Raw genomic sequence first — 12,971 nt, 5'->3', positions numbered from 1 at the left:
TCAGATCGCTTTTCTCAGTTTTTTATAGAAAGCTTCTTCCAGATCTGCAATGTGCAGCATTGTTTTTGAAAGTTCATTGTAGATATTACTTTTCGAGTTTCGGTTTTTATAAACTCTGGCAATATCCACGGCAAAATCTCTCCAAAGGTCACCAATAGAGGTAATTTCTTTGGACAATTCCTTAAGCTCATCATTTTTAAGAATAACAGCCGCTTCCTGAAGAAATGCTCCATAGATAAATCTGAATCCACCACCTCCGGTTCCGATCTCCTCCTGCATTCTGATCAGCTGTCCCAAATAATGATTGGTTACTTTTGTGCCTTTTTTCTCTGCCCATTTAGGGATACTTTTCGCTACCCATCTCATGGCTTTTACGCCAATAAGCGGTACCGGAGCGAGCATATTTTTGCAGGTATCTTTTATTCCCTTTTTAATGGCTTCTTCAAGATTGATGTTTTCCGGAACATAGATAGGATAGTACATATGTCCTTTGGGAGGCAACGCACCTTTTGCATATCTTACTTTTTCAAGCTCTGCTTCTGAAAGACTGGTCACATAATCCATTACCGGATCGCTGATAAGAAATTTTCCGTTTTCTTTTCCGTAGACCACCAGGTTGTGGGCATTGAAATGGAATTTGTATTCTTCCGGGAAGTAAGTAAGATTGAAAACACCCACCTGAAGTCCCGTAGGTATATTTTGTTCCAGATTTCTTTCCAGCGCTTTCTGGGCATCTTTAGGATTTGAGAACTTTTCTCTTTTGATTTTAATTCCTAATCTTTTGGCAGCTTTACTGAAAATAGCACCCGGCATCGGGCGATAGCTGAAGCCAGGAGCAAAATTCACCTTTAAAAAAGGAAGGTAGACAAAAAAAAGCCCGGAACCGATTCCGAAGATCATGGGCTCACTTAGTTTCAGTCCTTTATTAAGCAGTAGATTAGAAGCAACACCGTTTTCGCAATGCGCAGTCTGATGGTGTTCAAAGTTTAATTTCATTTGCAGCTTTTATCTTTTTCATTGGTTAAATGAAACAGGCATTGCGTTTTAGCCTTGTTCATTTATTTCCCGTCGAAGTTTTTTAATTCATCCACTGAAATTCCGAATGCATCAGCATATTTTTTCAGTGCAGTTTCGCTTAGTGTATTAAATATTTTGGGTTTAAAATGTCTTTTTACCCTCCATTGCCACATTCCTACATAAGAAGCAAGAACGCCAATGTCCATTTTATTCAGTTCCATGAAATAAACGATGGGGCTTACTGTATTATTGGCGACATTTTGCTTTGCTTCCTCAATTCTTTCATAAATAAGTTCCATCGATTCATCCAGAGCAGCTTTCTTGGCATCCCAGCCTGTACTGTTTGCTGTCGTGTAGTTGTCGTTCTCATCCGTTACGTACAGAACTTCTGTCATGTTAGCGGATTTCAGGTTACTTTCATCTTGAGGTAGGTCTTGTTTTTTCATCTAAATAATATTATTTTTTAGATTCCAGATGAAAATGGTTCACCTGTTTTTTGATTCTTTTAATCAGGTGGCTAAAATAGTGAAAATACATTATATGTAAATCATATTAAATCTCAGTGGATTATTGCTTTGAAATAAAGGCTTTACCGACAAAATCCACATATTTCTGATTGAAAGGTCTTTCTTTTTCCTCATTTTGAAAGATGACTTCTTAACTAATTCTATCATAAAGCATCTTAAATGAACTGTTGGCTGATTGTTTATGCCTGTAACAGTTTTCCTGTAACAAGTGTCTATATAAATAAGACTAATAGTTAAGAAATTTGGATAGAAAAAATAATTATTAAATAACAACTATGAAAAAGTTTTTTATTTCTGTTTCGCTTTTCTGCATGATCAGCGCAATGGCACAGAAATTTGAAACCCAGAAGCAAACTGATGCCCAAGGGTATACTTATGAAACTGTAAAGAATGATCAAGCCGGTGTACGCGTTTACACTTTGAAAAACGGGCTTAAGGTTTATCTTGCAAAAAATGAAGATGCACCGAGAATTCAAACATATATTCCGGTAAGAACAGGATCTAATAATGATCCAAGTGATAATACCGGATTGGCTCACTATCTTGAGCACATGGTTTTCAAGGGAACTTCACATCTGGGAACCCAGGACTGGGCAAAGGAAAAAGTTTTATTACAGCAGATCTCTGATCTTTATGAGCAGCATAAAGCGGAGAAAGATCCTGTAAAAAAGAAAGAGCTTTACAAAAGAATTGATGAAGTTTCTCAGGAAGCTTCTAAATATGCGATTGCGAATGAATATGACAAAGCAATTTCTTCGCTGGGTGCTACAGGAACAAACGCACATACATGGCTGGATGAAACGGTTTACAAAAACAATATTCCTTCTAATGAACTGGAGAAATGGCTGAGAGTGGAAAAGGAGCGTTTTTCAGAATTGGTGCTGCGTCTCTTCCATACAGAGCTTGAAGCCGTATACGAAGAATACAACAGAGCTCAGGATAATGACGGACGTCTTGTAAACTATGCTTTGATGGAAGCTCTTTTCCCGAAACATCCGAATGGCCAGCAGACAACAATAGGAACTTCTGAGCACTTAAAAAGTCCTTCGATGGTAGCCATCCATAAATACTTTGACACGTATTATGTGCCAAATAATATGGCTGTGGTATTGGTTGGGGATCTTGATTATGATAAAACTATAAAATTAGTTGATCAGTATTTTGGAGGATTCAAGTACAAAGAGCTTCCAATGAAAAAAATGGTTACCGAAGAACCGATGACCCAGATTGTTTCGAGAACAGTAAAAAGCCCATCTACTCCGAGAATGACCATTGCCTGGAGAACAGATTCTTATGGAACGCAGGAGGCCAGATTAGCAGATGTTGTTGCTGGAATTTTGAGCAATAGGGGAGATGCAGGGTTAATTGACCTTAATATTAATCAGAAACAGAAAACGCTTGGAGCAGGTGCTTATGAGTCACCATTCAAAATGTACGGTTCATTTTCTTTGGTAGTAACTCCTAAGGAAGGACAAAGCTTTGATGAAGCAAAAAAATTATTAATGGATCAGATGGACCTGATAAAAAAGGGACAGTTCCCGGACTGGATGCTTAAAGCTATTGTAAATGATAAAAAAGTTCAGCGTATGAAGGACTGGGAAACGGCTGATGGGCTGGCGACAGAACTTTATGATTCTTATATCAATGGAAGAAGCTGGGAACAGGAGCTTGACGAAATCAATCAGTACGAGAAGATCACGAAGGCGGATGTTATAAAATTTGCCAACAGTTTCTTTAAGGATAACTATGTGGTTGTTTATAAAGAAAAAGGAGTGAATGATAAGCTTGTCCGTGTAGAAAATCCGGGAATTACACCGATTAAACTGAACAGAGAGGCACAGTCTCCTTTCCTTAAGGATATTCTGAATACAAAAGTACCTGAGATCAAGCCAGAATTTATTGATTATAAAACAGCTATTCAAACTTCTCAGATCAAAGATAAAAAAGTAAGCTTTGTAAAGAACAGGTATAATGATATCGCTCAGGTAAGTTATGTATTTCCTTTCGGGACAGATCATGATAAGGAACTTTCTGTTGCAGGAACTCTTTTTGAATATCTGGGAACGGATAAATATACTCCGGAGCAGTTGAAAGAAGAGTTTTATAAACTGGGAATCAGCTATAGCCTTAGAACTGGCAATGATCAGATCGTGATCACCCTGAGTGGGCTTGAAAGCAATATGAAGAAAGGTGTTGAGCTGATGAACCACTGGATGAGCAACGTAAAAGCTGATAAAGCGATCTATGCTCAGACTGTAAAAACCATCCTGGAATCAAGAGCTGCTGCAAAGAAAGATAAGGTGAGAATTATGGCAGCGCTTTCGAATTATGCCAAATTTGGTAAAAACTCAAGAATGACAGATATTGTTTCCAAAGAGCGTCTTGAGAGTATTGATGCTTCAGAACTGATGAAAAAAGTGAAGACCCTGAACCAATATCCTTATCAGGTATTGCTTTACGGACAGGATCAGGCAGGGTTGGAAAAAGCTGTGAAACCATTTATTTCCAATACAACACTTCAGCCTGCACAGGCTAAAGTATATGCAGAGCCGGCTACCGAAGGAAAAGTATATTTTACCAATTATGATATGGTACAGATGGAAATGTCCAAGGTAGCGAAAGCCAATACGGTAAACCTTGGTAACTTTGGTAAAGCAAACGTTTTCAATGAATATTTTGGAAGAGGTTTATCCTCAATCGTTTTCCAGGAAATCAGAGAAAGTAAATCATTGGCTTATACAGCGTATGTTTCTTATGCTAATGCTTCGGAAAAGGGTAAAGCGAATTATGTAACCAATTATATCGGAACACAGGCTAATAAGCTTCCTTTAGCGGTAAATGCAATGAATGATCTTATGGTATCGTTGCCACAGATTCCTGCGCAGTTTGAAAATGCAAAAGGTTCCGCATTAAAGCAGATTGCTTCCAACAGAATCAACAGAACAAATATTTTCTTCAATCAGCTGGCATTAAAAAAACTGGGAGTTGATTATGATATCAGAAAAGATATTTATGCCGAAATTCAAGGACTGTCATTACCGCAGCTTACAGGATTCTACAATACAGAAGTGAAACCTGTAAAATATAATACAGCCATTATCGGTAAAAAAGAAAACCTTAACATGGAATCTGTTAATAAAATGGGAGAATTTCAGGAAGTATCTCTTGAAGAGATCTTTGGGTACTAATTCTTTTAAAGACAAAATAATTTTAAAAGTGAGGCAGCAATGTCTCACTTTTTTGTTGTCTGAATATACTTCTCTCTGATAATAGGTGTTCCACGGATTTGTCTAATGTTTCACGTGAAATAATTCATGTTATGATGAGGTTTTGGTACTTGTAGTAAATTGGTTATCAGTTGTTTTGCTGTAATGTAATAAATGTAGAATATAGCAAAAAAATGGATATTTCTATTGTAATGTTTTTATAATCAGTTCAATAGGAGCAGCCTTTTAACTGAAACTTAATTCAATACAAAATTACCAATGGATTGCACAAAGCTTCACAAAGCCACTGCAGAATAATATGGAGTGTTAGCAACAAAAAAGCTGTACGTTTTGTACAGCTTTTCTATTTTATGTTGAATGGGTCTTTACGACTTTACTTCCTGAATAAAAAGATTAATTTCCGCTCTGATCAATAATTCGTCATTATTGAAGGTTTCGCAGAAGATGTGGCAGATGTTTTCAAACTGGGAAATCAGGGATGCTTTTGAAATGATCTTGTCATTTACTTTTGGAAGAGCAAAAACTTCGATTTTCTTGATATTGGTGATAAAGCCTATTACTTTGGTATCTGCTTCAGGATTTTCAAAGAAGCTTTGCCCAAGGATAGATGAACAGGTTTGCGCAAGATTTTCAATTAATCCTGCCTCAGCGAACTCATTATTGTGAACAAATATATTGTCTTCTTTGATTTCAAAGGAAGTTACTACTTTTTCCTTGGTCAGTTCCAGGATATAGTCTGCCATAAGCATCGGTTCGCGATGCGGTAAAAAGTTGTGTATATTAATGATATTATCTTCCTTTATTTCCATTTCCTGTTTATTTTACAGCAGTTTTCATTTGGGATTTTGCAATCACTTCACCGTTCAGTTTGGTAACGATATCTACAAGGGTCACTCCCATTACTTCGTTGAGGATGGTTACTTCAGATGTCAGCTGATCACCTATTTTAGGTAATACTTCAGCTTCAAAAGATTTAATGGCGCCTATATAGCCTGTAGGAGCTTCTCTTCCCAATAAATAATATTTATATCCTGTGTGCAGTGCAACACTCTGTGCCTGGTGTTCAATCAATCCTGAAGCCTGAAACAGGCCATCCTGAATGAAAAGATTGTCAGCCTTTATTTCAAAGCCTGACAGAAGATGATTTTCAGAATATTCTGTCAATTCGTGTACCATCACAAATGGATATCTTTGCGGAATTAGGCTTTCTACAAAATTTGTATCGGATGTGGGCAGTCTGGTTTCCATTAGCAAACTGTTAATAAGGCACAGGAATAGGCAAATCTTCCGCTTTCAGGGACACAAAGAAGTACTTTTTCTCCTTTTTTCAGTTTTCCCGAATTCATCAGTTCTTCAAGAGCGATAAAAATAGACCCGGCTCCGATGTTTCCTACTTCGGAAAGGTTGTAGAACCATTTTTCTGCAGGGAAATCCATTCCTTTTTTGGCAAATTCTTCTTTCAGTCCATCTTTAAAATACCCTGAAGAAATATGAGCCAGTACGTGATCAATTTTTTCAGGATCCAGATTATGTTTGTCAAAAGAAGACCTTAAACTTTCCGCTCCTTTTACAAGGATGTATTTATCAAGGATTTTAGTATCCTGTTTGATGGCAAAAATAGATTGTTTCAGCCATTCATCAGAAGGGTAATCTGCCCATGATTTCAGACTTCCGTCTTCCTGCTTGTCACATCCTGCATACATGCATGCTTCAATTTCGTGAGCATAAGAATAAAAATCAATGAACTCTATTTTTAAAGAAGTACTGTTTTCTCTCGGTTTATTTTCCAGAAGGAAGGCTCCTGCTCCGTCAGAAAGCATCCATCTCAGGAACTCTCTTTTGAAAGCAATAATAGGTCTTTCTTCCAGCAATTTTAAATTTTCAGCTTCATGGTTGAATTTATCAGCTGTCATCCATGCAGACATTCTTTCAGAACCTGCACACACTGCATTTTCCTGCACGCCGGCTTTTACGGAAAGAAATCCGTAATTAAGGGCATTCATTCCTGAGTTACAAAGACCTGTTGAAGTATTAATTTCAATAGATTTTCCGATATTCAGCTCACCATGGACCATAGAAGCATGAGAGGGCTGAATCTGGTCTGGTGAAGTAGTTCCTACAGATAACAGTTTCATATCTTCCTTTTTGAAATTTTCATCAAAAAGACCTTCTATTGCTTTTGCTGTAAGCTGCGCATTGGAATGGGTAGGGTTTCCTTCTTTATCTAAAGCGTAGTATCTTGTTGTGATTTTATTATTTCTTAGGATAAGTGATTTTGCTTTAGATGGCGCATCATTGATAAGCCCAAGATAAGTCTCCATTTCATCATTCGCTACCGGCTCATTGGGTAAGTATTTTGATGCTTTTGTTATAAATACGTCGTACATTCTATTTTAAATTAATTCCTTGTAAATATCTTTTTTGTTTTTGTCTTTTAAACCAAAATATAGGGGTTGTAAGCAGGTGTAATACCAAAACGACAGGTGAGATAATCCATATCGCTGCCATCAAATATACCTTAAAGAATTTTATCAGCAATGGGCGTTTCTCTTTTTTCTTGATAATCAGATTAGACCATACCGTAAAAATTTTATTTCCAACCTTTTCTACCCGCACCAAAAACGCACGGATTTCAATAGCTCCGTTTTTCACAAGATCAGGCTGCAGATTATTCAGATCATTATTATGAAGATGTCTTTCAATAATCTCGCCATACTTTACCGAACCTGAAATTTCTTCATCGGAAACTCCTGCGGCCGGAAGCATTCCCGATTTTTCTTTTTGCCCTGTAGTAAGCCATCTGAGAATAGTCAGCACGCTGGTATAATTGTCATGTCTGTCTACCAGTGCTATATTTCCGACAAGTTTCGCCTGTAAATCTCTTAAGTATACTTTTAATTTTTCCTGGGAAAGCATCCACATATTTCTGGTTCCGGAAATGGTGACTACAGCAGTATCTTTAAGGATGCGTCCGGCATAGTCACTCTTTAAGAATGAAATAATAGGAATGGATGGTGTGAGATACCATACCTGATATCCAAACAGAATAAGATCATATTTTTTGTTCAGAATTTCTTCTGACGGGGGAAGAATTTCTCTGGGAATCTGCAGATAAGATTCCGGAAAAGTGTTGAAAAAAACATCACCTGGCCACGGAAACGGAAAATCCTCCTTTAGCTGAATATTGTAATAAGTAACGTCATACTGCTCCTTCTGGGCTTCAAAAGGCTTAGCTATATTTTTCACAATATCTTCGAGCTGACCTGTTTGTGAATAATATATGACAAGTATATTTTTTTTCATTAGTTTTCTTTAGCGTTTACAAAAATATGTTTTTCATATTTATTATTTGGTTTTAAATATTTTTATGGACTCAGAGTTCCATTTTAATATATAATTTTCACTTTCAAATAAGGTGTTTTTTATATTTACAAAAATGATGGTTTCGGGAAGTTCATGCAGGTCATTCATTGGAAAGTGCTCATCAGAGACAAGCAATACATCAATCTTTTTATTTATCGCGGAAAGATCTTTTATATAATGTATCTTTCTTCTCTTTATCAGATAGCTGTGTGCTGCTGTTTCTCTTTTTTCGTTATCTCTGATCAGAGAAAAGACTCTTCTGCCTGCCTGATATAATGTTAACAATGCATCCTTTTGTCCAAAATCATCAGCGATATGAAGAATATTGGCTTGGCTGGAGATATGTTTGTTGAGCTCAAAATACACCGATTTGTTGGTGTTGAAGTCTTCTTTTACTTCTTTTACCACTTCGCTGTCTTTATACAGGTAGCTGAGGAACAGTTTCTTTTTAAAATAATTTTCATCCTCAATCTCTTCACGCAGTTTTGCGAATTCTTCCCTGAAATAAGCATTGATTTTTTTTGTTCTCTCAGAATAATTTTTGCCGAAACTCACATTGTCTTTACTGATTCTGTCACCTACTTTTACAGTAATGCTTCCATCGTAGATAATAAAATCACCTTTAGGCAATACCTCAGAATTTCCATGAATGTAAATTGGAAGAATATCCAGTCCGAACTGTTCTGCCAGATAAAATGCTCCTTTATGAAATCTTTTGATATCATTGGTATAAGAACGTTCAGCTTCTGGGAAAACAACCAGTGAATAGCCTTGTTCAACTTTTTCTCTCAGCTTTTCCATCCCATTTTCAATTCCCTGTGAAACAGGATAAAACCCAAGAGCTCTCACCAGCTTTCCAAAAATAGGCGACTGGTACACCCAGTCATTTACAAGATAGATGATTTTATGGGTGGCCATTGCAATAGCCAGCGTATCCAGGAAGGAAGTATGATTGGCAATGATTACAGCAGGCTTACTGAAATCTTCTGCCGGATTTTTAATGACCTTCTTCTTTACAAAAGGATTAGAATAAAGGACAGAAGTTAAAAATCGGGCTAAAATAATTTTGATAATATTCAGGATATTTCCGCTGGAGTTTTTGACAAAGAAACTTCCGAAAGCAGAAAACAGCAGCCCGCCTACACCATAATACAAAAATGAGAAAACTGCCCATATAAACATTCTGAACGTGATGGGGGAAAGTCCTTTTTTTGCCCTGTTGGTTATCAGGAGTCTGAACCAGAAAGGATATAAGGTAGAGGTGATAATAATTACTGAAAACATTCCAATCAATGCTACTAAAGCCAAAGAATGCAGAGCCGGATGCTTGGCAAAAATCAGGGAGCCAATAGAAAGGATAGTCGTGAATACGGCAAGAATAATGGAGATCCTATAGGTAGGCAGTTCGTTTTTCCCTGTAGTATGTTCCTTCTGCATGGCTTGGGTAAGAAAAATGCTGAAATCATCTCCAACCCCAAATACCAACGTACACACTACTGTGCTGAAAATATTCAGTTCTAGTCCCAGAAAATAGAGGATTCCGGCTGTCACAACTCCTGTTAAGACGATCGGGAACATGGTAAGAACAGTTAATTCAAAATTTCTGAAGAAAACGATAATCGTTAAAATGATCGCAAGAAGAGAATAATTGATTAAGGTATTGAAGTCTCTTTTCAGCAAACCAAGGAAATTTTCATTCATCTGCTGGCGGTCAATAGCAATGGCATCATGTTTCTTCTCAATATCTTTGATGAAAATATCCCGCTTATTTTCATCTACTTTTACGACGTTGGAAACGGTATAGAAGCCGTTTTCGTTGCTCATGAATTCTGAAATCTGAAGCGCTTTCACTTTTTGATAGTCTTTCAGACTCAGGGCCGTATAATTTTTGTGCAAAGCTTCATTGAAATGATCAAAGGCAGAACCGTTGAATCCGAATTTATTTCCATTACTGATCAGCTCTGAAATAGTGTGATTCTTTTTTTGTTCATCCCAGAAATGGTTCCATTCATCAAGCTTTTTCTGCTGATCTTTTTCTGAAAGTACAATACTTCCGATCGAATTATAGCTTAGAATCTTACCTTCTTTTTTCTCGCTTTCAAGAAAACGGCTTAGTTCAGAATTTCTGGTTAATGCCTCTTCTTCAGAATTTCCGTAAGAAATGGTATAGATAGATTTTGAAGTGATGTCGGAAAGTTTCTGCAGCTTTGCTTCACTTATTTTTAATTCTTTTGGGATATAATTCAGATCGCCGATGTCTTCATTGAAGCCTACATGCCTGAATCCAAACAGGCAGGCAAGGATAATAATGGAACAGCCTATGATCAAAGGCTTGTTTTTTTCGTATGGATAAGACCCGATCCTATCGATAAAATTAGTGTTGAGGTGTTCTCCTTTTTCTTTTGGTTTATAAAGTTGGGGGACGATAATCAATGCTGTGATTGAAGAAAGAATTACTGTTATAGCGGCAAAAAGTCCTAAGTCCTTCAATGCTTCAGAACGTACAAAGACCAGGCATAAGAATGAAACGGCAGTCGTTGCACTGCTTAATATAATCGGCTGGGTGATCTCTTTGTAAAGCTCTTCAATATTATTGTTGTGCTTGTAATGCGTAAGAATATGCAGGGCGTAATCTATTGTGATCCCAATCAGAATAGCACCTACACTTAATGAAATGGCTGAAATTTTGTCCTTAATAAAGTAAAGGACCAATAAAGCAAGCAGTACTGAAAATACGGTGGGCAGAAATACTATGATGGGTGTAAAGAAATTCCGGAAATAATAAATCAAAAGAATTAAAAGAACCGTCATTGAAATGACTACCGTATTCTGGATGTCCTTTTTGATCTGTTGGGCATTGGCCACGGCAATGACAGGGGAACCGAAATAACTGATTTCTGTTTTTCCTCTGAACTGTTTATTGATGCTGTCTTTAATAGAATTAAGCTGGTCGACAAATGTTTCGTTTGCCTTTGTATCATTGCTTTTGTTTTTGGGATCAATGAACAGTAAGAGATTTTTGCCGTCTTTGGTTACAATATAGCTGTCTTCCAGTTTGAAATCTTTACTGATATTCAGGGCATTCAGTTTTTTAATTCCTAAAAAAGTAAGTCCCAGAGGATCCTTTTTAATGAATTCTTTTGTAACAAGACTTGTCGGAGAAACCAGAGAGATGTAATTATTCTCTACCTGCCTGGCAATGCTGTCTTTCTGAAGCTTTCCGTCAATTTGCTTATAATCACTCTCATTAAGGAATAGTGGCAGGTTTTGATTCACAAAATCAAAGGTTTCAGAAATCTCATTATCATTCACTTTACCCTGAACGGAACCAATGTATTTTTGCAGAGGTTCGATTTTTTTCAGGAAAGTATCTGCCGTTTCAGAGAGCAGGAAGCTGTCTTCACCTGATCTGTTCTCAATAATAACAATGATCTTATCCGAAAAATTGAGCTGTTTAAGAACCTTTGCTGTGAGATCGGATTTTTCATTTTTTGGGATAATCTGATTGATGTCTTCCTCAAAATTGATCTTTGATGCAAAGAAAATGCATAAAAAAGCAATTCCCACAGCTGTCAGTACAGAAAGGATTTTATTTTTGGAAATCAGATAGTATAAAAATATAAAAAAGCGATGCATTGCATTTAAATCAAGTCTGCAAATTTAATTTTTTAAGTATTAGTTCAAAATAGTTAAGGATAAGTTTTGGCTGAAAATCAATAAAATATTCTAGGAAGATTCAAAAAATATTCTACTTTTGCAAAAGTTCCCTTTTGAAAAAATGTATTTTAAACCACCATTATTATTAAATAAATAAGAATCTGTTTTAGATATGTTGAAAAGAAATGATGAAAAATTAAACGGATTTCTATTTGTAATAGTACTTCCGCTTCTGTTGTTTGCGATGTCTTATTATGGATTTGAATCTTCCTATACAAGACTTAAGACGTCAGAAACCACCCCCGAATTTTTATTTTCCTCGGTATATGCTTACAGGGTAATCCCCAATTATCTGAGTGTGCAGATGACAGATCTGATGTACCATCTGATCAACGGCCCCCTTTCCTTCTTCAAAGATTTTCTGTCAAAGAACGGAACCCCTTTCTATCATGGGCTTTTCCTGATGAACAGTGTTTTCTTTATTGGGTGTTCTTTGATTTTAAATGCTGTTTTCAAAATGAAATCAACAGGACTTCTTCTGAATATTAATGCCAGAAGGATTATCCATCTTTTATCTGTTTTTTTTATTGTAATCACACAGTATGCGCCAACCAACTGTGACACGATAGCACTTTTCTGTTATCTGGCAGGTGTATTCCTAACGTTGAAATATTTAGACACCGGAAGAAATATTTTCTTTTTTATTCTCATTGGCCTGATTGGGATCTCTACACTGGTAAGAGAAACGGCCTGTCTGAATATTGCTTTTTTTGCGGCAGTATTTTTTGATATTGATGAGCTTAAAAAAAGAAATTATCAGGTAATCTGGAAAACAATTCCGCTGGTGATTGCTTTTCTTATTCCGTATCTTGGATTGAGAGCGGTACTTGTACAGGATGAAACTACTTTTGTGGAAGGGTTCTACATCAACAGAAATTTTTCCAGCCCCTTCAATCTTGCCGGACTTGTCTTTGCGCTTATTGTGATTTATTTTATATACAGGCTTTGCACAGAAGAAGAAAACAGAAGTATTTTTGGAAAATACTTTTTCTTTTCCATTCCTTATCTTATTATGATTACTTTAGTAGGGCTTTTTTGGGAAGTAAGACTTTTTTTACCTTTAATCCTGACCGGAATTATCACAGCATATCATCAGTTTAAAAAAACATCAGAGATTTAG

The 12,971-nt window shown here is 36.5% G+C and carries 9 protein-coding genes; 2 read left to right on the top strand and 7 right to left on the bottom strand.

What is annotated here, in order from left to right:
- Positions 1-996, bottom strand: coding sequence for a BtrH-related acyltransferase DarH (darH, locus tag AC3FI7_RS14505; RefSeq protein WP_142725039.1), 996 nt, complete (start codon positions 994-996; stop codon positions 1-3).
- A 62-nt stretch (positions 997-1,058) separates the two neighbouring features.
- The gene (DarG, locus tag AC3FI7_RS14500) at positions 1,059-1,463 is read right to left on the bottom strand and encodes a flexirubin biosynthesis protein DarG (protein ID WP_291903160.1); all 405 of its coding nucleotides are present in this window, start codon (positions 1,461-1,463) and stop codon (positions 1,059-1,061) included.
- A 356-nt stretch (positions 1,464-1,819) separates the two neighbouring features.
- On the opposite strand from DarG, the gene AC3FI7_RS14495 reads away from it, so the two are divergent.
- The gene (locus AC3FI7_RS14495; RefSeq protein ID WP_491460380.1) at positions 1,820-4,732 is read left to right on the top strand and encodes a M16 family metallopeptidase; all 2,913 of its coding nucleotides are present in this window, start codon (positions 1,820-1,822) and stop codon (positions 4,730-4,732) included.
- Between the two features lie 404 nt (positions 4,733-5,136).
- Here AC3FI7_RS14495 and AC3FI7_RS14490 read toward each other — a convergent pair whose 3' ends face one another.
- From AC3FI7_RS14490 to AC3FI7_RS14470, 5 genes are read right to left on the bottom strand one after another with little or no spacing between them, the layout of a single operon-like run.
- On the bottom strand, positions 5,137-5,580 hold the full coding sequence (locus tag AC3FI7_RS14490; protein WP_142725036.1) for a hotdog family protein: 444 nt from the start codon (positions 5,578-5,580) through the stop codon (positions 5,137-5,139).
- A gap of 7 nt (positions 5,581-5,587) precedes the next feature.
- On the bottom strand, positions 5,588-6,019 hold the full coding sequence (locus AC3FI7_RS14485; protein WP_491460379.1) for a hotdog family protein: 432 nt from the start codon (positions 6,017-6,019) through the stop codon (positions 5,588-5,590).
- A complete protein-coding gene (gene darB, locus AC3FI7_RS14480; protein ID WP_142725034.1) occupies positions 6,019-7,158 on the bottom strand; it encodes a dialkylresorcinol biosynthesis protein DarB in 1,140 nt (379 codons plus the stop codon). Before darB ends, AC3FI7_RS14485 begins: the two co-directional genes overlap by 1 nt.
- A 1-nt stretch (position 7,159) precedes the next feature.
- Positions 7,160-8,074, bottom strand: coding sequence for a dialkylrecorsinol condensing enzyme DarA (locus AC3FI7_RS14475; protein WP_343661160.1), 915 nt, complete (start codon positions 8,072-8,074; stop codon positions 7,160-7,162).
- 42 nt (positions 8,075-8,116) lie between these two features.
- Entirely contained in the window at positions 8,117-11,770 is a 3,654-nt protein-coding gene (locus AC3FI7_RS14470; protein ID WP_491460378.1) for an MMPL family transporter, read from the bottom strand.
- A 193-nt stretch (positions 11,771-11,963) separates the two neighbouring features.
- Between AC3FI7_RS14470 and AC3FI7_RS14465 the strand changes: the two genes are divergently transcribed.
- A complete protein-coding gene (locus AC3FI7_RS14465; RefSeq protein ID WP_491460377.1) occupies positions 11,964-12,971 on the top strand; it encodes a hypothetical protein in 1,008 nt (335 codons plus the stop codon).

This window comes from Chryseobacterium sp. TQ-BC-N36, from assembly GCF_058382295.1.
Note: the sequence above shows the minus strand (reverse complement) of the source record. Positions and strands in the feature narration are given on the sequence as shown.